The sequence below is a fragment of the Luteolibacter sp. LG18 genome, from assembly GCF_036322585.1.
GTDB lineage: Bacteria > Verrucomicrobiota > Verrucomicrobiia > Verrucomicrobiales > Akkermansiaceae > Luteolibacter.
The window spans coordinates 4226796-4250183 of record NZ_AP024600.1 but is presented as its reverse complement, the minus strand read 5'-3'; the positions used below and the strand labels follow the sequence as shown (position 1 = coordinate 4250183).

Below are 23388 nucleotides of genomic sequence, written 5' to 3'. Positions count from 1 at the left end.
TCGGAGTCAGACGGCTCACGCTCAGGGAGCGGCGATTTCGTTCACGATGTAGAAGCGGCTGGTCACGCTCGGATCGGCCGGGGAGATGTTGGTGAACGGAGCACCGCTATCGATCCACTGGACCTTCGTGCCACCGGCCTGGAGCGGCACCGGGCAATCCTGCCAGTGCACCATGTCGGAGCTGTAGCGGACGCGATACCAGTGACCGATGATCGACGGGAACTCGATGAGCACCGTGCCATCCGTCAACTTCTTCGCCGTGGCCGCCACACCGCCGCCATTGGTGTCCGTGACCTGGGACGAACCCAGTTTCTCGACCGTCAGCACCGGGTTGAACTGGGCCGGGAAGGTGCGGGTGCTGGTGTAGAAGACCAGCTTCACATTCACGAAGCCATCGACCGGCACCGGGAACGGGTAGTCCACATGCGGATCCGGATTGAGGCTGGTCGCGTTGTAGAGACGCAGGCTTGGGTAGGCACCGACATAGGCGCTGTAATCCACATGCAGGCGGAAGCCGTTGATCGGATACGGAGTGGTGTTCGTGACCTTCACGTTCAGTTCGAACATGCCGGTCTGACGATTGAGGGTACCGGTGGTGGCGAGCTGCAGCGGGGTCGGGTCAACGGTGCCGACGTCCACCGAGGCGGAGGCGCTGTTGTTGCCGCCAGCCGGGTCAAGATCGCTGCCGCCGGACACGGTCGCCGTGGCCGGGATGGCCGTGCCATTGGCTGTCCCCGTGTTCACCTTGGCCACCACGGTGAGCGAGGTGGAGCCGCCCAGGGCCAGCGAGCCGCCGGAGAACGTCACCGTTCCCCCGCTGTTGACCGCCGGAGAGCTGATCGACCAGCCGGCACCGGAGGCCGAGACAAAGGTCGTGGCCGCGGGCAGCGGCAGGCTGACACTGGCGCCCGTGGCATCGCTCGGGCCGATGTTCGACACGCCGATGGTGTAGGTGATGTTGCCAGCCGCCAGCACCGGGTTCGGCGTCGCCGTGAGCGTCACGGCGAGATCCGCACGGGTAATGACGGTGGAGTCCAGACTCGCGCTGCTATTCTGCGAGAAAATGTCGAGCGTCGACGAGCTGGCGGCGATGCCATTGTGGAGCACCGTGCCGGAACCCACACTCGGAGAGATGTGGGCCACCACCGTGAAGTCAGCCGTCGCGGCATTGGCGAACGAGGCCTTCGTGAAGGTCACCGTGCCGTTGGTGCCCACCGCCGGGGCCGACGACAGCGTCCAACCGGAAGGAGCCACGGCGGACACGAAGGTCGTGCCAACCGGCAACACATCCGTCACCACCGCATTGTCCGCATCGAGCGGGCCGTTGTTGGTGGCGGTGAAGGTGTAGGTCACATCCGTGCCCGCGATCGCCGGGCTGGAAGCACTGCCGCTGATCGCCAGATCCGCGCCGCTCTTCACCAGAGTAGTAGTAGTGGCCGAGTTGTTGCTAGAATTCGGATCGCTCTCCGTCGCCGTCACCGTCGCGGTGTTCGTGAGGGTCGAGTTGTTCGGGGCCAGCAGGTCCACCGTTGCGACGATGGTGAACTGGCCGGTGGCCGCCGCGGCGAAGGACGACTTCGTGAAGGTCACGGTGCCAGCCGCACCGACCGCCGGCGCGCTCGTGCTCCAACCCGCCGGGGCCGAGGCCGAGGAGAAGGTCGTGTTGAGCGGGAGCGTGTCGGAAATCGACACCGAGGACGCATCGCTCGGACCATTGTTGGTCAGGTCAATGGTGTAGGTGACGTTCTGGGTGGCATTCACCGGATCCGGGGAATCGGACATGGTGATGGCCAGATCGGACGAGCGGTTGACCGTGGTCGTGGCCGTGGCGCTGTTGTTGCCGCCCGATGGATCGGTCGTGGTCGCGGCAATCGTCGCGGTGTTCGAAATCACCGTGCCGGCGGTCACGCTGGACGCCACCTTGGCAACGATCGTGAACGAACCCGAGCCACCATTGGCCACGCTCGGGGACGTGAACGTCACGGTTCCCGAAGAACCCACCGCCGGAGCCGAGGTGGACCAGCCACCAGGAGCCGAGGATGAAACGAAGGTCGTGCCCGCCGGAAGCGTGTCGCTGACCGATACACCCGCCGCGTCGCTCGGACCGGCATTGGAGTAATTCACCGTGTAGGTGATGTTCTGGCCCGCCGTCACCGGATCCGGGGAATCGGTCATCGTGACCGAGAGATCCGCACTGGTCGAGACCGTGGTCGTGGCCGTGGAGGAATTATTGCCCGAATTGAGCTCGGTCGTGGTGGTCGAAACGGTCGCGGTGTTGCTGATCACGGTGCCATTCACCACCGAGGCAGCCACCTGCACCACCAGCGTGAAGCTGGCGCTTTCCGCCGGAGCCACGGAGGCCTTGGTGACGGTGATGGAACCAGAGGCACCGACCGCCGGGGTCGTCGGGGACCAGCCACCAACGGACGACAGCGAGACGAAGGTCGTTCCAGCCGGGAGGGTGTCACCCAGCGACACGGACGCCGCGGCGCTCGGCCCGTTGTTCACCACCGTGATCGTGTAGGTGAGATTGGTTCCAGCCACCACCGGATCGGGGGAATCCGTGACCGTCACGGCCAGATCGGAGCGCGGATCGACCAAGATATTGCCGCTGGTGCCGGTGATGGAACCGGCGACCGTATCGGTGGCGGTGATCGTCTGGTTGCCACCGGTCTTCAGTGTGGCGCTGAACGTTCCGACACCGTTGGTCAGCGTGCTATTGGCCGGAAGGGTGGCCGGAGCATCGCTGCTGGTGAAGTGGACGGTGCCCGCGTAGCCGGTGGCCGTGTTGTCGAACTGGTCGAGCGCCGTCACCGTGACGTTGAACGCCGTGCCCGCGGTCGCATTCGCCGGAGCCGAAACCGTGTAGTGGGTGGCGGCCGCGGGAGTGATGTTGAAGGTGCCGGAAGTGGCACCGGTCAGACCGGAGGAAGCGCCCGTCAGGGTGTAGCCCGTGCCGACCTTGTTGATCGAAAGGTTACTGAACGTCGCGGTGCCCGAAACCGCTGCCACCGTCGCCGTGCCGGAAAGCGTGCCGCTGCCTGGGTTCGTACCGATGGCCACCGTCACGTTCGCCGTGCTCGTCGTCAGGTTGCCGAAGGTATCCTGGATCTGAATCGTGACCGCCGGAGCGATCGCCACACCCGCCACCGCATTCGACGGCTGCTGCAGGAAGGCCAGCTTGTTCGGGGCCGCCGGGGTGATGTTGAACGTGCCGGAGGTCGCCCCCGTCAGGCCAGACGAAGCACCGGTCAACGTGTAGCCCGTGCCGGTCTTGTTGATCGACAGGTTGCTGAACGTGGCCGTGCCCGCCACCGCCGCCACCGTCGTGGTGCCGGAAAGCGTGCCGCTGCCCGGATTCGTCCCGATCGCCACCGTCACGTTCGCCGTGCTCGTCGTCAGGTTGCCGAAGGTGTCCTGGATCTGCACCGTCACCGCCGGAGTGATGGAGACACCCGCCACCGTGTTCGACGGCTGCTGAAGGAAGGCCAGTTTATTGGGAGCCGCCGCCGTGATGTTGAAGGTGCCGGAAGTGGCACCGGTCAGACCGGCCGAAGCCCCGGTCAGCGTGTAACCCGTGCCCGCCTTATCGATCGACAGATTCGAGAACGTCGCCGTGCCCGCAACCGCCGCCACCGTCGCCGTGCCGGAAAGCGTGCCGCTGCCCGGATTGGTGCCAATCGCCACCGTCACGTTCGCCGTGCTGGTCGTCAGGTTGCCGAAGGTGTCCTGGATCTGGACGGTCACCGCCGGAGCGATCGCCACACCCGCCACCGCGTTCGACGGCTGCTGAAGGAAGGCCAGTTTATTGGGAGCCGCCGGAGTGATGTTGAACGTGCCGGACGTCGCACCGGTGAGGCCGGAGGAGGCGCCCGTCAGCGTGTAACCCGTGCCGATCTTGTCGATCGACAGGTTCGAGAACGTCGCAACACCCGAGACCGCGGCCACCGTCGCCGTACCGGAAAGCGTGCCGCTGCCCGGGTTCGTCCCGATCGCCACCGTCACGTTCGCCGTGCTCGTCGTCAGGTTACCGAAGGTGTCCTGGATCTGCACCGTCACCGCCGGAGCGATCGACACCCCCGCCACCGTGTTCGATGGCTGCTGGGCGAACGCCAGCTTGTTCGGGGCCGCCGGGGTGATGTTGAACGTGCCGGAGGTCGCACCGGTCAAGCCGGACGAAGCACCGGTCAACGTGTAGCCCGTACCGGTCTTGTCGATCGAAAGGTTCGAGAACGTCGCCGTGCCCGAAACCGCGGCCACCGTCGCCGTGCCGGAAAGCGTGCCGCTGCCCGGGTTGGTCCCAATCGCCACCGTCACGTTCGCCGTGCTGGTCGTCAGGTTGCCGAAGGTGTCCTGGATCTGCACCGTCACCGCCGGAGCGATCGCCACACCCGCCACCGCATTCGACGGTTGCTGCGCGAACGCCAGCTTGTTGGCCGCCGCCGGGGTGATGTTGAACGTGCCGGAGGTCGCACCGGTCAAACCGGAGGAAGCACCGGTCAACGTGTAGCCCGTGCCCATCTTGTCGATCGAGACGGTCGAGAACGTCGCCGTCCCCGCAACCGCTGCCACCGTCGCCGTGCCGGAAAGCGTGCCACTGCCCGGGTTCGTGCCAATCGCCACCGTCACGTTCGCCGTGCTGGTCGTCAGGTTGCCGAAGGTGTCCTGGATCTGGACGGTCACCGCCGGAGCGATCGCCACACCCGCCACCGCATTCGACGGCTGCTGGAGGAACGCGAGCTTGTTCGGCGCCGCCGGAGTGATGTTGAAGGTGCCGCTGGTCGCACCGGTCAAGCCGGAGGAAGCACCAGTCAGCGTGTAGCCCGTCCCAATCTTGTTGATCGAAAGGTCACTGAACGTCGCGACACCCGCCACCGCCGCGACCGTGGTGGTGCCGGAAAGCGTGCCGCTGCCCGGATTGGTCCCGATCGCCACTGTCACGCTCGCCGTACTCGTCGTCAGGTTGCCGAAGGTGTCCTGGACCTGCACCGTCACCGCCGGAGCGATCGCCACACCCGCCACCGTGTTCGACGGCTGCTGCGCGAACGCCAGCTTGTTGGCCGCCGCCGGGGTGATGTTGAACGTGCCGGAAGTCGCACCGGTCAGGCCGGAGGAGGAACCCGCCAGCGTATAGCCCGTGCCGGTCTTGTTGATGGAGAGATCATTGAACGTCGCGACACCCGCCACCGCCGCCACCGTCGTGGTGCCGGAAAGCGTGCCGCTGCCCGGGTTCGTCCCGATCGCCACGGTCACGTTCGCCGTGCTCGTCGTCGGGTTGCCGAAGGCGTCCTGCACCTGGACGGTGACCGCCGGGGCGATCGCCACACCGGCCACCGCGTTTGACGGCTGCTGGAGGAAGGCGAGCTTCGCGTCGGCACCCGCCACCACCGCGATCGAACCGCTGGTGCCAGCCGCCGTCACCGTGAGGGTGTCATTGACCGATACCGTCTGGTTGCCTGCCGTCTTGAGCGTCACGCTGAAGGTGTGGCTGCCATTGTCACCGGCCGTGAAGGTGTAGTTGGACGGGAGACCCGCCTGGACGTCGCTGCTGGTGAAGTGAACGGTGCCCTGGTAGTTGGCGACCACGGCATTGGCCGCGTCCAAAGCGGTCACGGTGACATTCACCGCGGTGCCTGCCGTCGCGTTCGCCGGGGCGGTCACGGTGAAGTGGTCGACCGGCGGCTTCACGACCAGCGTGAAGCTTTGGGATGCCTGCGGGCTCACGCCGTTGGAGGCGGTGATCGTGAGCGGATAGCTGCCATCGGTGCCGCTGGCCGGGGTGCCCGCCAGGGTGGCCGTACCGTTGCCGTTGTCCGTGAAGGTCACACCGGAAGGCAGTGAGCCCGAGGACGAAATCGTCATCGACGCGTTGGTCGGGAAACCCGTCGTGGTCACGGTGAACGTGCCCGCCTGGGTGGCCGTGAAGCTCGTCGTGTTCGCCGAGGTGATGGCCGGGGCCTGGTTCACCGTGAGGGTGAAGCTCTGGCTCGCCGGCGACCCAATGCCATTGGAGGCGTTGATCGTGATCGGGTAGGTTCCACCGGTCGCGGCGGCCGGCGTGCCAGCCAGCGTGGCCGTGCCGTTGCCGTTGTCCGTGAAGGACACCCCGGAAGGCAGTGTGCCGCTTTCACCGAGGGTCATTCCGGCTCCCGTCGGGAAACCGGTCGTGGTGATCGTGAAGCTGCCTGCGGATCCCACCGTGAACGTGGTGCCATTGGCCGAGGTGATCGCCGCGGCTTGGTTGACCGTCAGGGTGAAGGACTGGTTGACCGGTAAACCCGCGCCGTTGGTGGCGATGAGCGTGATCGGGTAGGTCCCGCCGGTAAGGGCGGCCGGGGTGCCGGCCAGCGTGGCGCTGCCGTTGCCGTTGTCCACCAGGCTGACGCCGCTGGGCAGCGCACCGGTCTTGGTGATCGCGGAGATCGGATAACCGGTCGTGGTCACCGAGAAGGAGCCCGCGGAACCCACGGTGAAGGTCGTGGCATTCGTGCTCGTGAATACAGCGGCTTGATTGACCACCAATGTGAAGCTCTGGGAACCATTCGGCAGGATGCCGTTGTTCGCGGTGAAAGTCAGCGGGTAGCTGCCACCGGCATTCGCGGCGGGCGTGCCCGACAGGGTCGCGGTGCCATCGCCATTGTCCGTGAAGATCACGCCGCTCGGAAGGGTGCCGGTCACGCTGAGCGCCGCATTGGCCGGGAAGCTGTGGCCGGTCTGCACCGTGAAGGTGCCCGGGGCCCCCGTCTCGAACGTCGTCGTCGTCGCACTGGTGATGGTCGGGGCTTCGTTCACCGTGAGCGTGAACGACTGCGTGGCATCCGGGGCCACCGTGTTGGCCGCCTTGACCGACAGCGTGAACGTTCCACCCGTGCCGGCGGCCGGGGTGCCGCTCAACAAGCCGTTGGAAGCGAGGGTCACCCCGCCCGGGAGCGGGCTGACGGTCGAGAAGGTCGGAGCCGGAATGCCGGAAGCCGCGAAATTGAACGTGCCCGCGGTGCCGACCTTGAAGGTGGTGGCATTGCCGCTCGTGAACGCCGGTGGGATGCCGATCAGGGTGACGGTCGGGTCGGCCGTGCCACCCACGTTCGGATCGTCGGTCAATACGCTGAACGGAGTGGCGGTCATGGTTCCGGCCACGGTGCCCTGGCTGCTGATCTGGCCAACGTTGATGCTGTTGCTGATCGTGACCGTGGCGGTAATGACCACCGACTTGCCCGGAGGCAGCGTGCCGATGGTGATCGGCGCGGTCAGGAAGTGGCCTCCGTCATGATCGTGCGGCACCGCTCCGCGGGCCTGGCCACTGACCGGGAGACGGCGCTCGCCCTTGGTCAGGTAACCATACATCAGGTTGTCCCGGTCCTCGGAACGATAGCTGTCATCGAGACCAAGCGCGTGGCCCATCTCGTGAAGCATTGCGGTGAGGAGGTCCATCCGGCCGGCGGCTTCACCGGTCGGGCTGGTGTAGAGGCGGGTGGAGGCACCGGCGAAACCGCTGTCTTCCATCGGACTGCTGTCGACATACCAGCCATTGCCACCGGCCTTGCGGTCGACCCGGATCAGGCCGCCGCCTTCTTCACCCAGGCGCAGGCCCGGGAGGTCGGCAGGCTCGAAGCGCATGCCGCGCAGCAACGCCACCTGGTCGGCATTCAAGCCGGTGGCCGCCCAGCGTTCGATCGCGGCCTCCACCGTCGCCTGAAGCTGGGATTCGGTCAGATCACCTTGGAACGGAGCACGCTTCGCCGCCACCTCGGGCACCACGGCCACCGCCGGTTCGGCATCGACCACCGGCGCCACTGGCAGCTCGTCGATCACCGCAGCCGGAGCCTTGGCCACCACCGGGGCCACGGCTTCCACGCCGCCCTCGGCGAACATCAGCGGCACCAAGGAGGTCGCCACGAAGTTGTCTCCCGAAATCGCAATCGCTCCTTTGTTCACGCCCGTGGATGCAAGGCCCACCACGCTGCCGGGGTTCTGTCCCGACACATAATCTTCCATCTGCACGCCGTTGGCCGGGCTTGGGGAGAGGCCCTGGATACCCAGATCGTTAACGCTCGCATTGGTGCCCTGTTTGCGCAGGCCGATACCGGCGCTGCCACCGCTGCCGCCGGAGGTGTTGCCGCTGATGTTGACGAACACCGCGTCATCCGCGGATGAGGCATTGCCGGCATCCACGCGGATGCCCGGGCGGGTGCCGGTCAACGGAGCCGCCACCGTGTTGCTCTGGATCTTGTAGCGGGCGGTGCCGGTCACGCCACGGCCCACCAGCAGGATGCCGTTGCCGTCCACCTGGCTGATGTTGTTGCTGTTGACCGTGAGGGTCAGGTCCGGGGTGTCCGCGTTGTTCACCGTGATGCCGTTGCCGCCGCCGATGCCGTTCGAGGCCACGGTGTTGTTCGCCACGATGTAGTTGCTGTTGACCGTGCCGGTCGCCGTCGAGAACCCGTTGCAACCGATCAGGATCGCCGTGCCGGAGCAATGGCCGAGGGGGCTGCCCGCGGAGCCGTTGTTGGAAATATTGAAGTTCGCCTGGGTCCGGGAACCGGAGGTGGCACCCGAAAGGGACACGATCACCGCGCTGGTGTTCATGCGGTTCGCCGCGGTTTCACCGCGGGCCACGTTGTTGGTGATCGTGACAATGTTGGTCGCGTTTCCGGGCGTGCCGCAGACCGCGCCGGTGCCACCGGCGGTGGCGTTGCCATAGACCACCTGGATGCCGCCGCCGCCCGGGAAATTCCGGATCGTGTTGGAATCGACCAGTGCCTTGGTCAGGGTCGGCGAGCTGCTTGCCGTACCCGCGCCCACCAAGCTGATGCCGTAACCCTTCGAGGTGGTGCTGGAGGTCGTGCTGGTGATGGTGTTGCCGGTGATGGTCAGGTTCGAGATCGTCCCGCCGTCGTTGACGAAATCGATGCCCGAGTTGAAGGCGTTGGTGAGGTTGCTGTTCGTGATCGAAACCACGCCACTGATGTTGGTTCCCACCGGAGCCCCGCCGTTGAACGAGATGTTCGATTCCGTGACAACGTCACCGGAATTATTGATCTTGCCGTTGGCGAAGGTGAAGTCGGTCACCCCGGTGCCATTGATGCCGCTGCCGAGGTTGCTCTGGAGGTTCAGGTTGGTCAGCGAAACGCCCTTCGTGCTGGTCAGCGAAATGCCGTGACCGGAGGTGTTCTGGATCGTGCCGCCCGAGTTGTTTCCGCCCACCGAGGTGTCCCCGGTGCCGGTGATCGTGAAGCCACCGGTCGAGCCGGTCGTGTTGAGCACGATGCCGTTGGTGCCGCCGTTCACCGACACGCTGCGGAAAGTCACGCCGCTGGCACCGATCGTGGTGTTCGCGATGTTCACGCCGGTGGTGGTCAGTGCCGTGGTCGCTCCAATCGTGTTGGTGCCGGTCACCGTCACCGTGCCGCCGCCGGTCGCGGCGAAGGCGGTATTGGACCCGGTGTTCGCAGTGATGCCGCCGCTGAACGCGAATGTCGTGCCGCCGTTGCTGTTGAGGAGAATGCCGGTGCCGGTATCGGTGATGGCCCCGCTCAAGGTGATCGCTCCGCCGGTGTGCGAGGAGATGTCGACCGATCGGCCGGCGCTGTTCGTGATCGTGCCGCCGTAGCTCAGGCTACCGGCACCACCCGAAATCAGGATGTCGGCACCGGTCGGACCGTTGATGCTTCCCGTGGTGATGGTCAGCGAACCACCGATGGTGGTGAGGCTGATGCCGTTGGTCCCGCTGGTGGACTCGAGGGTGGCGATGGTGCCGTTCACCGTGCCCGTGGAGAGATTGAGTGCCTGACCCGCGCGGCTCGCTGAATCGGTGAACCGGAGATCGTCCACCGTCAGCGTGCCGAAGCCGCTGCCGGAAATACCGCTGCCGGAGGTGGTCGAACCAATGGTGAGGCCGCGCACCGTATTGGTGCCCGCCGCACCCGTGCTGTTCAAGACCACCGCGTTGCCTGAACCGTTGGTGATCTTCGCCACGGCATTGGCGGTGTCCATCGCGGGCAGCGCGAAACTGTCCTGCGGCAGCGTCACCCCCGAGAGACTGGCCAGCGTCGCGGTGGCATCCTGACCGATCAACTTTTGGCCGTTCAGAAGAGTGATCGGGCCGGTGTAGGCCGTCGCATTCTGGTAGAGGAAAATGGTGTGGTTGATCTTCGGATGGAGCCCCGTGCCATCGTTGATCGCGTTGAGGGCACCCAGGGTATTGAACGGGGTGTTTAAACGTCCGTCACCCGCACCAGCGCCGACATTCACGAACCAGATCACCGGCCCGCCCACCGTGAGCGTCACCTTCGCGGTCTTGTTCGGAACGGTGCCGTTCGCCGTGGACAGCACGTAATTGAAGGAATCCGTTCCAGTGAAACCCGCCGGCGGCGTGTAGGTGAATTTGCCGACGTTCGCGCCGGTGGTCGTCATCACCACCTGGCCGCCGTTCAAGCTGGCCGCATCGTAGGTGAGCGTCAGCGAGGACGCCGCCACGGGATTTCCGGCGGTAATGCCGGTGAAATCGTTCGTCACCACGCTGAACTGGCTGCTGGTCGCCGTGTTCACGCCGATGTTCGGCAGGACCGTGTCGGGATAAACGTCATCCACAGCCACCGCCGTCGCCGAAACGGTCGAAGTATCCGTCGGAGCGTTCGCATCATCCGGGTCGGTGTAGGTCACCCCCGTCGCCGCGTCCGTCCCGCTCGTGTTGGTGATCGTGTTCGTGTAGGTCACCGTCGAACCCGGCAGCTTGCGCGTGCCGGCCGCTACACCGTCGTCCTTGGTCGCCGTAATGGCTGGAGCGGCGAGCAACGTGCTCTGGAGACCCAAGGCCGCCAGTAAAAGTAACGCTGCACGGTGGGGATGGTTCGTGACGCTCATGACGATGAAGGGGAATCGTGAAAAGGAAAGGTTCGCAGGAGGGGGCGCGGCCAATAGCGGACAAGCAAGGGAATGACAAGCGGAAGCATTTTCCGTTCATCGCGGCGCATGCTATCTACAGGTCAGTTAGGATCAATCTCTTTAAGATAAAAAATCACGTGAGTGACGGTCTTGTCACACGTCTTTATGACCTCAAAATCGGCCATAGGAATCCCCACCAAAAAACCGATCCCGCGAATCGCTTTTTCTTTGCCTCATACGGGACCCCATGAACACACTGCACTTGTGACCGCACTCGAGAGCCTGCAGCACGCCGACTTCGCCAAACACGAGGGAACCGCCTTCGCGCTTCCCCAGGCGGGCAACGATTTTTCCCTTATACTGCAAAGTGCACGACTGCTCGGACACCATCATCCGGGAGCCACGCGCGATGCGTTCGCACTCGTCTTCGCGCACCCCGGCAACATCCGGATCGCCCAAGGCATCCACCACTTCGAGCACGCCGAACTCGGCACACTGCACCTCTTCATCACCCAGGTGAGCGGCAGCCCGCAAGGCTCTGAATTCGAGGCGGTTTTCACCTGAAGATCGCCCTCGCGCATCCGAGCAATTGGCACATCTTTTCCGGCTCAATTTTCAGCCCTCGGAAAAGACAAGCAGGAGATACATCCCCCTATCTTCCTCGGCCACGAATCCCATCCGCTGATACAAGTTCAAGGCCGGGTTGAACTTCTCCACGTGGATTGACAGTCGCTTTCCAACGGCAGTGGCCTCATCCCGCAACGCCGTCAGCAACCGGGTCCCGATTCCCTGCCGCCGCCAAGCCGGAAGCAGCGCCAGATCCATGATCCGGATCTCCTTGGTACCACGATTGACGTACAAACGTCCAACCGGCTCGTCTCCGCAATCGATCACCTGGTAATCGGCCGCCGCGTAGTGCTCGCGGTAGTGGGCGTGCTGGGCCTCGAACTGCATCCGGCAGAACTCGCCCTTCTGCTCGTCTGCCCAGTCGGTGAGCGCCAACTCCTCTTCACGGGTGCTGGCGTAAACGAGGCGGAGGAAATCCATATCCTCCGCCTCAATGTTTCGCAAAGTTACCTCAGCGGTCATTTCAACCACGCGGCGGGAACACGCCCTGCAATGCGATGCAGAAATTCAGCGTGAGATACGGCATCAGGTTGTTGTGCGGCTGATCGCCACCAGCCGGAGCCAAAGCGTTGAAATTCAGCGGCGAAAGGGAAGCCACTGCCGTGTATTGGCCGATTCCGACACCCGTCGCGAGACGCTGGTTCACCGGCGTCTGCTCGGTGCCGTCCGCCACGCTGACGCTGACGATGTGGTTGTGAGCCGGAATCTCCGACTCCAGGAGGGTCACGGTTTCCGAGCCGCCGGTCTCACCGAGGTCATGGAGCGACAGACCCGGACCCTGGCCCGGGTGCATCGGGGCATTCCCCTGCATGTCCGGGAGGGCGAAGTTCGACTTGCCGTTGCCGCCGTAGGTGGTTCCAAGCAGGGAGAACAAGGCGGTGTTCTGCGAGAGCGGCAGAAGTTGGCCGTCACAGAACGCCCAACCCTTGGGCGCGAAGTTGAACGGGAAGATGCGGATTTCCGCCACGAATGGATCAGCCATAACGATGGAAATGTTTTGGGGGTTGAGGAAAAGGGCGGAGGAAAATCAGGTGGGAGACGGGAAGATACCGAACAGCGAGATGATGAAATCCACGCACAGATACGGCTGGAAATTCGTGTGCGGCTGGCTCCCCCCCACCGACCCCACCGATTGGGTGGACAGCGTGGTGTTCGGGGCATCCGTTCCGTAGGGAGTGATCGTGGAGGCGGAGGAAACACCGAGAACCACGTTCGGGCCCGGAGCCGTCGCGGTGGCCGGGTTTCCGGTCGCCAGCATCGGATGGGTGTGAACCGGGATCTGGTTCACCGTCAGCGTCACTTCTTCGACGCCACCGGTTTCCGCGAGGATGAAACTATTCCCCTGGTGGATCGGGAGGCGGCCGCGCAGGTCCGGCAGGGCGAAGGTCGACTCCCCGTCGCCACCGTAGGTGGTGCCGATGAGCTGGAAGAGCGTCTCGTTCTCCGAGATCGGGAGAAGCTGCCCTTCACAAAACATCCAGCCAGCGGGGGCGAAATTGCCGGCGAACATGCGGATCTCTCCGACGTAAGGTTGTGCCATGGTTTTGGGGAGTTAGTTTTGAGACGGGAAGATGCCCTGGAGCGCGATGCAGAAGCTCAGCGTCAGGAAGGGCTGCATGTTAAGGTGGGCCTGGGAGCCACCGATATTGGACAACGCCGTCGGTGCCATCGCGGCGAAGGAATTGGCCGGAGCGTAAAGGTTCGCTGCCGTCGACTGACCCAGCACCATCGTGTTCGAGGGCGAGTTGGTGGTCGCCAGGTTGCTGGAGGCGTTCAGCGTGTGCGTGTGGGTCGGGATCTCGGCGATGCTGAGGGTGTGGGCCTGCTCCCCGCCACGCTCGCCGAGCGTGTGGGAACCACCCATGTGGATCGGCACGCGACCACGCAGGTCCGGTAGACCGAAGGTCACCCGGCCATCACCGCCGTAGGTCGTTCCAAGCAGGGAGAACAACCCCTGGTTCTGATTGATCGGCAGGAGTTGGCCGTTGCAAAGAGTCCAGCCTTTAGGAGCAAAGCTGAAGCTCATGATACGGATTTCGGAGAGGAATGGTTCAGCCATGGGAGGATGAAATGGAACTTGTTATCTGTTAGATCGCCATCGGCAGCCCGGTCAATAAATTCAATCTACAATTTTCTTATCCTTCGAAGTCGAGGCATTTTGCACGCCAACCACGTGACGAATTGGACATATTCCAACACTCCCGCGCGCACGGCCGCATGATGGAATTTCATTGTCGATCCGCAAGATCGCGATCACGCTGTTTGCGATCCCTCGCCACCCGCATCCCCTCCGAGGACTCGTGTGGCCGATGCAAGGCACCCCTCCATGAAAACGCCGATGAGTCCTGAGTCCCCCGCCCCCTCCCCAAAACGCCGGGCCCTTCTTGCAGGTCTGGCGGTTGGCGCGTGTGCCGCCGCGGTCGGGATCACCCGGGTCGGTTCTTCAGAGAAGGCGTCCGTCGCGGCCACTCCCTCCGCGAAACCTTCCCGCCCGGCTCGCCCCGCGGACGTCCCCACGGAACCTGCCGATGAGGCCACCGCGCAAGCCGATCCGATTCGCGTGCCGGACCAACTCAGCCGCGCGTGGTTCCTCCCGCACTTGAAGAGCCGCTTCTCGATGTCCCTCACGGGCAACAGCACCGTGGACATGACCCTGGTCGAGGTCGGCGCCGAAAGCACCCTCGTCAATGGCGCGGACAAATACACCGCGTTCTCGATTCTTTTCCGTGCCCCGCAGGGCAGTCCTTCGGAGGACGGCACCTACCACATCCGCCATCAGGAGCTGGGCGAAATGGAACTGTTCCTCACTCCCGTGGGTCGCTACACGGATCATGTCCGCTACGAGGCGGCTTTCACCCGCAAGGTGTGAGCTCTCGAAGCATTCGCGGCCTTCGATCCAGGTTCAACTGACACGACGGGTTCGAACCCGCTTGTTCCCACCGCGATTTACGTTACCAGTACCGCTCCTTCATGGAGCCACGTGTCATACCCTTGGGCGATAGCGCCCTGATCGTCGAACTGGCGGACCGCATCGGCGCGGTGCCGCCGCGGCGCATCCATGCGGCCCGTGCGTGGCTTTCCTCCCCCGCCCTGCCCGGCGTGATGGAAATCGTTCCGGCCTCCACTTCACTGACGGTCTTTCATTCCCCTCTCGATCTGTTGGAAGCCGGGGCCCCGTCGGACAACCTCGCCGGGTGGCTGGCGGAGCGGATCCTGGCCCGACTCGCCACGCTGCCAGATAACGGCAAGATGGCACCCTCCCGTCTCGTAGAGATCCCCGTGTGTTACGGTGGCAACCATGGACCGGATCTGGAGGATGTCGCGCGCCGCACCGGCATGTCGGTGATCGATGTCGTCAGCCGACACAGCGCCGCGGAATACCTCGTGCTCCAGCTCGGCTTCGCACCCGGTTTCCCCTATCTGCACGGCCTGCCTGCAAGCCTCTCGCTGCCGCGGCGCGAAACCCCACGCATCAGGGTGGCCGCCGGCTCGATCGGCATCGCGAACGGGCAATCCTGCATCTACCCCCATGAAATTCCCGGCGGCTGGAATCTCATCGGACGCACGCCCTTGAAATTGTTCCAACCCCACGCGGACTCGCCCTCCCTCCTGCAACCCGGGGACCGGGTCCGCTTCCGAGCGATCCCTGCCAAAGAGTTCCAACGATGGGAGGCCTCGCGATGATCCACGTCCTGCGCCCCGGCCTGCTGACCACCGTTCAGGACAACGGACGCTCCGGCTACCAGCACCTCGGCGTGGTGGTGGGTGGCGCCGCCGATCCCTTCGCCGCCCGTGTGGCCAATCTCCTGGTGGGAAACTCCGATGGCGCCGCGGTGCTGGAGATGGCTTTTTCCGGTCCACGGCTCCAATTCGACCGGGCAACCCTGGTCGCGTGGTGCGGTGCCGATTTCGAAGCGAAACTCGGCGACGCCCCGTTGCCGAAGAACCGACCGGTGCTGATCCCGGAGGGAGGCATCGTCGACTTTCCGGGAGCCCGCCGCGGAGCCATGGCTTGGTTGGCAATCGCCGGCGGCATTCAGGAACCGGAAGTCATGGGCAGCCGCGCCACCGATCTGTCCGCCACCTTCGGGGGACATGAAGGCCGGAAGTTGGAAACCGGCGACATCTTGCAAACCGGCTCGCCGTCCGAGTGGGCCGCCTCGATGACTCGCCTGTTAGATGGCGGCAGGCAAGCCTCCTGGTCCTTGGTTCCCGAGCGGCTGGGCAAAACCAACGGCCAAGGCGTGCTGCGTGTCATCCGCGGCCCGGAATGGGACTGGTTCACACCAAAGGCCCAGGAAAGTTTCACCGGCACCATCTACGCCGTGACCAAGGACAGCAACCGCATGGGCACCCGCTTGGAAGGCGCGCCGCTCGCGCTCGCCAGCCCCCGCGAGATGGTCTCCAGCGCCATCCAGCACGGCGTGGTCCAGGTTCCACCCTCAGGCCAACCGATCGCATTAGGCGTCGATCGCCAGACGCTCGGCGGCTATCCGCGGATCGGAGTGGTGGCCACCGCCGATGCGGGTCGACTGGCCCAGCTTCGTCCGGGCGAGCCGGTCCGTTTCCGCGAGATTCTTCCCGCCGTGGCCCACGCGCTGCTGATCGAACGCGAGCGCGATCTCGCGGTGGCCGCCGGACATCTCGCCACACCACGCCTCTGAGCCGCGAGATTGCTTTCTGATCAGGAGCCGCAGGTGTTAAGGTCCGCGGCATTCCGGTTTCCATGCACATCGATCTCAACTGTGACCTCGGCGAGGGCGCGCTCCACGATGCCGAGCTGATGCCGCTCATCACCTCCGCGAACATCGCCTGCGGAGCTCACGCCGGAAATCTCGAAACCATGACGCGCACCTTGGAGCTCGCCCGCCTCCATGGCACCGCGGTGGGAGCCCATCCCGGCTATCCGGACCCGGAAAACTTCGGCCGGAAAGAACTTCGGCTCTCCGCTTACGAGATCGGCGAGGAGGTTGCCGGACAGATCTTCATTCTCCGTGAATTGGCCGGACTCCAGCAAATGGAACTCCATCACATCAAGCCGCATGGCGCCCTCTACAACCAGGCAGCGCGTGATCCTGTAATCGCCGCGGCCATCGCGGGCGCCGTCTACAAAACCAATCCCGCACTGGCGCTCTACGGCCTCGCGGACAGCGAACTGATCACCGCCGGGAAGGCCCGCGGTCTCGCCACCGCGCGCGAGATCTTCGCCGACCGCCGCTACCGGCCGGATGGCTCGTTGGTGCCGCGTTCACAACCAGACGCCCTGATCGAGGATCCTGCCGAAGCCTGCGCCCAAACCCTACGGCTCATCCGATCCGGCATCGCGGACACCGTCTGCCTTCATGGCGATGGACCGCACGCGGTGGAGTTCGCGCTCGCCCTCCGGCAAGCGCTGTCGGACGCAGGCATCGAAATCAAACGCTTCACCCCGTGATCAAGCTCGTCGGCATTCTCGTCGTGGCGGTGGGTTTCGCCCTTCGTCTGAACACGCTGCTGGTAGTCATGGCGGCAGGCATCGCCACCGGCATGGCCGCGAAGATGTCGCTCCAGGAAGTCCTGGAACTCTTCGGCAAGCTTTTCGTGGAAAACCGCTACATGACCCTGCCGGTGCTGCTGATCGCTCCGGTGATCGGCCTGTTGGAGCGCCACGGTCTCCGCGAACGCGCCGAAATCCTGATCCGCCGTGCGCGGGGTGCCACCGCGGGCCGGGTCATCTTCCTCTATTGCGCCGTGCGCCAAATCAGCATCGCGCTCGGCGTGAACATCGGCGGCCACGCAGGCGCGGTCCGGCCGATCGTCGCCCCCATGGCGGAAGGTGCCGCCCATGCGAAGCATGGCGACCTGCCGGAGTCCACCCGCGACACCATCCGCGCCCATGCCGCCGCCGCGGAAAACGTCGGCAACTTTTTCGGCGAGGACGTCTTCATCGCCGTGGGCGCGGTCCTGCTCATGAAGGGCTTCTTCGATGCCCAGCAGATTCAAGTGAGTGTGTGGTCGCTCGCGCTGTGGGGCATCCCGACCGCCTTCGTCGCCTGCGGGGCCATGGCTTGGCGGACGCGGCTGCTCGACAAACGCATCGCCCGTGAAACCGAAGATTCGGCATCCACCGAAACCGGAAAGGAACAGCCATGACGATCGTTTCGCTGGAGGCCCTCTACATCGTCGCTGGTCTCATCCTGGTCTTCGTAGCCGTGACGTCCGTTCGCAACCGCGGGCACGCCCAACGCTTCGGCACCGCCCTGTTCTGGGGCGCGCTGGCCACCATCTATCTGTTCGGTGGCTCCTTGCCGCCGTTGGTCGTGGGATGGATCATGCTCGGGCTCACGGTGCTCGCCGCCTTGAAACGGATCACCACCCCCGCCGCCGAAACCGCCACCCCGGAGCAACGCGCGGCGGAGGCCGGACGACTCGGCAACCGGATCTTCATCCCCGCGCTGGCCATTCCCGCGACCGCAGTGGTGGCCACGGTCGTGCTTTCGAAGCTCCCTACCGGCCAGGTCCACCTGTTTGACCCGAAACAACCCACCCTCGCCGCACTTGGGCTCGGTTCCCTGCTCGCGCTCGTCATCGGCCTACGCCTCACCCGCGCGCGGCCTTGCGACCCGCTGCGGGAAGGAGGCCGGCTTCTTCACGCCGTCGGCTGGGCGTTACTATTGCCACAGTTGCTCGCGGCCCTCGGCGGCATCTTCACCAAGGCCGGAGTCGGCCAAGTGGTGGCGGACCTCGTGGCCGGCGCGTTTCCCACCCAATACCCCTTCGTCGCGGTGGCCGTCTATTGTATCGGCATGGCGCTCTTCACCATCTGCCTTGGCAATGCCTTCGCCGCGTTTCCGGTGGTCACCCTTGGAATCGGCCTGCCCATCATCGTCCACCAGCACCACGGCAACCCGGCGATCATGGCCTCGCTGGGCATGCTCAGCGGCTATTGCGGAACCCTCATGACTCCGATGGCCGCGAACTTCAACCTGGTGCCCGCGATGCTGCTGGAGCTGCGGGATCCGCACGCGGTCATCAAGGCCCAGGTCCCTATCGGTCTCGTCGTGCTCGCCGCGAACATCCTCATCCTCTACGCCTGCGTGTTCCGTTTCTGATGAAAACCGTCCTCCTCACCGGCTTCGAACCCTTCGGCGGCGACGACTCGAATCCCTCCGGCGAAATCGCGCGCCTGCTCGATGGAACCGTGATCGCGAACCACCGCATCACCGGCCTCGAGCTGGCTTGCGAATTCGGCAAGTCGCTGCGCCAGCTCCGCGCTCATATCACGCGCACGGAACCCTCGCTGGTGATCTGCCTCGGCCTCGCCAGCGGACGCCCCGCCATCACGCCGGAGCGGGTGGCAATCAACATCGACGACGCCCGCATCCCGGACAACGCGGGCAGACAGCCGGTGGACAAACCGGTCGTTCGCAACGGCCCCGCCGCCTACTGGTCCACCCTGCCGATCAAGGCGATCGTGGCAGCCCTGTCGGAACAAGGCATCGCCGCCCAGGTTTCCCAAACCGCCGGCACCTTCGTCTGCAACCACGTCTTCTATGGACTGATGCACGAACTGGCGGACACCTCCATCCGCGGCGGCTTCATCCATGTTCCCGCACCATGGAATTCCTCCTTCACCCTCGATCAACTGGTGGCGGCGATCCGCATTGCCATCGAAACCGCGATCCGGATCAAGTGCGACAAACGTGAGACCGGCGGTGCGACGCACTGAGCCATCACGGCATCTCCTTGAGCCGCTGGCGGCACCACGACAAGGCCTCCTCGGCCTCCTCGCTGCGCGGCTGCGCTTTCACCAGCGCTTCCCACGCGGCAACCGCCTGGGCGAAGGTCTTCTTCGCGTCGTCGTTCTTCCCGACCAACTGCTGCGCGTGGCCGAGGTCACCTAACAGATACGCGACCGACTTCTTCAACTGGTCCCCGCGGACCAAGCCATACTCGGAGCGCTCCATCAGAGCGGCCAGCGCGTCGCGCGCCTTCATGATGAGCACCAGCTCCTGGTCCGTCTGTCCCGCGCCACCGACCATGCGTCCCTTCTGCCACCACAGCAACGCCAGACGGTAGGCCACGGTGCCATTGTTTGCATCCGAGGCGCGCGCGCCCTCCAGCATGCGGATGCCATCGTCGACGAGTTTCATCGCCTCCTCCGTCTTGCCGCGGTCACGCAGCAATCCGGCCCGGATCCACCGCTGAGCACCGAGACGCGACAGAGCCTCGGAGTTGTCCGGTTGCTCTCGAAGCAACGCTTCCAGCAATCCAGTGGCTTGATTGGAAAGCGCCTCCGCCGAAGCCACGTCGCCGGACAACACCGCGGCCTCCGCCATCGCGCCGTAGCAACCGGCAAGCTCCAGCCGCAGCGTGGGATCGCCCGGCTTCACCTTGAGCAGCTTGATCAATTCCGCTGCCGCCAGGTTCCGGACCTCGCGCGCGTCCCCCAAGCTGCCCATGCCATCGAGGATTGTCGAAGAAGAGAGATAGCAATTGGCCAGTTCGGACCGCAGCACCGCCACATCCGGACGCTGGTCCACCAGCCGGTTCAAGGTCTGGGTGGCGCGCATGAGCTGCTCCAGCGCCTTCGCGTCCTGCCCCTTCTGCGCCAGCAACTGGGCCTCGTGGAAATCCAGCACCGCGATCAATTGCTGGAGGCGGTCGGCATCCACTTCTCCCTGCGGCACCGCCGTCAATGACTGGCGCGCCTCGACGAACGCCCCCGCAGTCGCCGGATCTTCCTTCGATTGGCGCAGCAGCGCGAGCAACAGGCGGTCGGTCCCGATCCGCATTTTCCACGCCGCGTCGGTCGGGCGGTTCTTCCACGCTTCGAGAGCGTCCCCGAGACGGGTTTGGGCTGCCTTCGCATCCCCAGCCGCCAGCGAGACCTCCGCCAGCTCCAGCTTCACCCGCGCCCGCTCGTCATCCAGCGACGGAATGTCCGCCGTGCGCCGCAGGAAATCATCGAAGTAACGCTCCAGTCGTAGCAAGCGCAGCTCGCGCCCATCCAGCGGAGGAAGGCTGCGATGGCCCTTCTCCATCGCCCATTCGAACAAGTGGTCACCAATGGCCCGGGAGGCCTCGATCCGGGAAAGCGCCACGTCCTTCTCGTAATCGAGCGCACGCTTGGCCTCCGCTTCACCCTTCACCGCTAGGTCGCGGGCCTGAATCGCGGCATCCGCCCGGGTCTTCAACTCGCGCACATCTTCAGCGCGGGCGGTCTTTTCGTTCCGCAGGAGGCCGAAATAAATCTGCCATAACATCCCAAGCACCAGCGCGACCGCCATGGCAGCGATCATCGCGAACACGGCCCGCCACTTGCCGTGGTCGGAACGGCGCCGCTGATCGAGCAACTGGTCCCGCTGCGTTTCCGCGGCGACCAGCTCCTCCACCCGCTCGAAGCCGCGCACGACCTCGGCCATGGTCGCGGGACGATCCGCCGGATCGAGAGCGAGACAGCGCGTGATCCACTCCCGGTATCCCGCTTCCACTGGGTTGGCAGCCTCGTCCGGCCAGGCCATGTCGGGCTGGGCTTCCAGCTTTTTGGCGATCTTGTGGAGATCCGCGTGAATGCTGGCATCCCGCCGGATCTCTCCCGGCGGCGGTGCCACCTGCAGGAAGGTTTCATTGCAGCGTGGAAACATTCCCGTCAGCAACCGGAACGATAGCACGCCGAAGGCGAAGATATCCCACTTGTAACCCTTTTCGTCGAAATAGCCCTCCGGCTCACGGAGTTGCTCCGGCGGCTGGTAAAGGTAGGCATCGGAGTAGTCCGCGTGGGTGACCCCCGGCATGTTGCCGAGCGCCCAATCACCGATCGCCAGCTTCTCTTCGTCGTCGAAAAACACGTTGCTCGGCTTCAGATTACCGTGGGCAACCTGAAGGTTATGGAAAGCCGCCAAGGCGCGGGCCATTTCCAGCACCACCGGCCACGATCGGTCGCCGGGGTAATCCGCGAGCCTGTTTTGCAGAGCCCGGGGAACGCCATGACCGCCCTCCGCCGGGTCCGCCATCCACGGCATGACCAACAGCGCCGGACGGGATTCGAAATCGGCGGACACCACCTGCATCACCCCCGCCGGCCATCCGGCGGCCTCAAGCTTGGCGGTCGTCTTCTGCAGCAGCGACCGGTTGATCGCCATGCCGTGGAAAACCTTCACCGCCAGTTTCACACCCGCTTCATCATGAGCGGCATAAACATTTCCGCAGGGGCCGGCACCGGTCAGGTCCGTCACTCTCAGCCCTTCGATCCGCGGCGCTTGCATTGAACCTTTTTGTAATCCAGCCACACGCGGTCGCCAATACCGAACCGATCAAAATCCATTCCACCACCGGGGTTTCGCGTGCCCTCGTTTGACGATCACTCAAGGGTTCAGCTCGGTGCAATTTGCACCCCAAATGCACTAAAACCAAAATTCCTATCTTTTTTTGAACATTCGGGCACCTGAACTTTCGAAGATGCTTGGCAACCTACGCGATCGCGCGTAATGAATGGTCGTTCCCGACCTTCAATGTCCCTTGATCATCCCAACATTCATCGTCCAGGCCCGATGAAGCGGCGCCTGCGGAAATTGCTCTGCGCCCTGAAAGCCACCTTCTGGACCGGCCCCCGGATGCTTTTCACCGGCAAGCTGCCGAAACGCACGGCGGCGTTCATGATCGTCGGCGCGGCTCCCGCGATCCTGTGCGCGCTGTTCCTGACGGTGCCCGCGTTCCTTTTCTGCACGCCACAGCATCAGGCTTACTTCTATTTCGGCCAGTACCTGAACGACAATCCGGTGTCCCTGCTTCCGATGCTGGTGGCCGCCCTGTGCGCGTTTCTGGTGATGGCGATGCCTGCGGTGCCCTCGCGCCACCTGTTCGCGCGGCGTTGATTGCACGACGGTTCTTTTTCAAAGGGCGGTGGAACCAGGTTCCCCCGCCCTTTTTCGTGCCTCAGCGGCCTTCCCAAGCTTCGTCGTGATGCCCCACCGAGCGGGGTTCGAGATGCGAGATCACCCGGCCATCCGGATGCAGCAGCGCGGCCACCGCGGCCTCGATCTCGGTGGCGAGATCGTGGGCCTTGCCGACCGTGAGGTCATCGTCCGTAAGAAGGTGGAACTCCACCCAATGGGTACGACCGGAGTGGCGGTGGCGCAGGTTGTGGAAGGTCATGCCACGTGCCACCGTCTCGCGGGTCAGCAGCTCGCGGATCTCGCGCTCCACCTTGGGATCCGCCTCGTCGAGAAGGCCGCCGAGGCTTTCCCGGATGAGCTTGATGCCCGCGCGCAGAATGTTCAGGGCGGCGAGGGAGGCGGCGATCGGGTCCCACCATTTCCACTTCGTCAGCACAATCAACAGCAGCGCGATCAGCACGGCCACGCTCGACCACACGTCGGTGAGCACATGGATGCCGTTCGCGCGGATCAGCGGGGAGCCCCGCCTCTTCCCCACCCGCACCAGCATCAGCCCGAGGATGAGGTTGATCACCGCGGCGACACCGGTGAGCGTGGCACCCACGGCGATATCGTGGATCTCGAAGCCGAACACGAACTGCCGCACGGCTTCGTAAATGATGAGCAGGGCGGCGGCGGAAATCATCGCGCCCTCGAAGCCAGCCGAAAGGAACGCCACCTTGTCGTGGCCGAAGTGGTGGGTTTCGTCAGCGGGCTTGTGGGACAAGCGCAGGGCCCACACCGCGAAGGCCACCGCGAGCAGGTGCACCACCGACTCCGCGGCGTCCGAATAGATCGCGGAGGAACCCGTGATCGCCGCGGCCGTGACCTTGGTGCCAAGCAGCAGCACCGCCACCCACAGCGAAAGGTTCATCACCCGCTTCTGGTCTTCGAACTCCCGGTCCACGGACGAGCCTGCGCACAGGCCGGGGCGAACCGCAATACCCCCATATCTCGAAAA

At 64.6% G+C, this 23388-nt stretch carries 16 protein-coding genes; 9 read left to right on the top strand and 7 right to left on the bottom strand.

Features of this window, described 5'->3' with window-relative positions; translation table 11 throughout:
* Positions 1–21 precede the first annotated feature (21 nt).
* Entirely contained in the window at positions 22–10863 is a 10842-nt protein-coding gene (locus tag llg_RS16730) for a hypothetical protein (RefSeq protein WP_338285888.1), read from the bottom strand.
* Between the two features lie 285 nt (positions 10864–11148).
* Between llg_RS16730 and llg_RS16725 the strand changes: the two genes are divergently transcribed.
* The gene (locus llg_RS16725; protein WP_338285887.1) at positions 11149–11448 is read left to right on the top strand and encodes a hypothetical protein; all 300 of its coding nucleotides are present in this window, start codon (positions 11149–11151) and stop codon (positions 11446–11448) included.
* 51 nt (positions 11449–11499) lie between these two features.
* Here the strand turns inward: llg_RS16725 and llg_RS16720 are convergent, their stop codons facing one another.
* The 4 genes from llg_RS16720 to llg_RS16705 are packed head-to-tail and all read right to left on the bottom strand — an operon-like array spanning position 11500 to position 13570.
* Positions 11500–11931: a GNAT family N-acetyltransferase gene (locus llg_RS16720; RefSeq protein WP_338285886.1), complete on the bottom strand. Its 432-nt coding sequence runs from the start codon at positions 11929–11931 to the stop codon at positions 11500–11502.
* Between the two features lie 43 nt (positions 11932–11974).
* Positions 11975–12493 (bottom strand): tail fiber protein, encoded by a 519-nt coding sequence (locus llg_RS16715; RefSeq protein ID WP_338285885.1) that lies wholly within the window; start codon positions 12491–12493, stop codon positions 11975–11977.
* A 45-nt stretch (positions 12494–12538) separates the two neighbouring features.
* A complete protein-coding gene (locus llg_RS16710; protein ID WP_338285884.1) occupies positions 12539–13051 on the bottom strand; it encodes a tail fiber protein in 513 nt (170 codons plus the stop codon).
* A gap of 12 nt (positions 13052–13063) precedes the next feature.
* Complete coding sequence (locus llg_RS16705) at positions 13064–13570, bottom strand: tail fiber protein (RefSeq protein WP_338285883.1); 507 nt, start codon at positions 13568–13570, stop codon at positions 13064–13066.
* 501 nt (positions 13571–14071) lie between these two features.
* On the opposite strand from llg_RS16705, the gene llg_RS16700 reads away from it, so the two are divergent.
* The 7 genes from llg_RS16700 to pcp all read left to right on the top strand — a co-directional run bounded on the left by llg_RS16700 (position 14072) and on the right by pcp (position 19219).
* Complete coding sequence (locus llg_RS16700; protein WP_338285882.1) at positions 14072–14380, top strand: hypothetical protein; 309 nt, start codon at positions 14072–14074, stop codon at positions 14378–14380.
* A 101-nt stretch (positions 14381–14481) separates the two neighbouring features.
* Positions 14482–15195 (top strand): 5-oxoprolinase subunit PxpB, encoded by a 714-nt coding sequence (gene pxpB / locus llg_RS16695; RefSeq protein WP_338285880.1) that lies wholly within the window; start codon positions 14482–14484, stop codon positions 15193–15195.
* Positions 15177–16175 (top strand): biotin-dependent carboxyltransferase family protein, encoded by a 999-nt coding sequence (locus llg_RS16690; protein WP_338285878.1) that lies wholly within the window; start codon positions 15177–15179, stop codon positions 16173–16175. Before pxpB ends, llg_RS16690 begins: the two co-directional genes overlap by 19 nt.
* Positions 16176–16237: 62 nt before the next feature.
* Positions 16238–16945 (top strand): 5-oxoprolinase subunit PxpA, encoded by a 708-nt coding sequence (locus tag llg_RS16685; RefSeq protein ID WP_338285877.1) that lies wholly within the window; start codon positions 16238–16240, stop codon positions 16943–16945.
* Entirely contained in the window at positions 16942–17643 is a 702-nt protein-coding gene (locus tag llg_RS16680; protein WP_338285876.1) for a DUF969 domain-containing protein, read from the top strand. Before llg_RS16685 ends, llg_RS16680 begins: the two co-directional genes overlap by 4 nt.
* Positions 17640–18602: a DUF979 domain-containing protein gene (locus tag llg_RS16675; protein ID WP_338285875.1), complete on the top strand. Its 963-nt coding sequence runs from the start codon at positions 17640–17642 to the stop codon at positions 18600–18602. Before llg_RS16680 ends, llg_RS16675 begins: the two co-directional genes overlap by 4 nt.
* Positions 18602–19219, top strand: a complete 618-nt coding sequence (gene pcp, locus llg_RS16670) for a pyroglutamyl-peptidase I (RefSeq protein WP_338285872.1) — start codon at positions 18602–18604, stop codon at positions 19217–19219. The genes llg_RS16675 and pcp overlap by 1 nt, the downstream gene beginning before the upstream one ends.
* 4 nt (positions 19220–19223) lie before the next feature.
* Here the strand turns inward: pcp and llg_RS16665 are convergent, their stop codons facing one another.
* Complete coding sequence (locus llg_RS16665) at positions 19224–21758, bottom strand: protein kinase (protein ID WP_338285871.1); 2535 nt, start codon at positions 21756–21758, stop codon at positions 19224–19226.
* A gap of 285 nt (positions 21759–22043) precedes the next feature.
* On the opposite strand from llg_RS16665, the gene llg_RS16660 reads away from it, so the two are divergent.
* On the top strand, positions 22044–22367 hold the full coding sequence (locus tag llg_RS16660) for a hypothetical protein (RefSeq protein WP_338285870.1): 324 nt from the start codon (positions 22044–22046) through the stop codon (positions 22365–22367).
* 61 nt (positions 22368–22428) lie between these two features.
* Here llg_RS16660 and llg_RS16655 read toward each other — a convergent pair whose 3' ends face one another.
* Positions 22429–23334: a cation diffusion facilitator family transporter gene (locus llg_RS16655; RefSeq protein ID WP_338285868.1), complete on the bottom strand. Its 906-nt coding sequence runs from the start codon at positions 23332–23334 to the stop codon at positions 22429–22431.
* Positions 23335–23388: the final 54 nt, after the last annotated feature.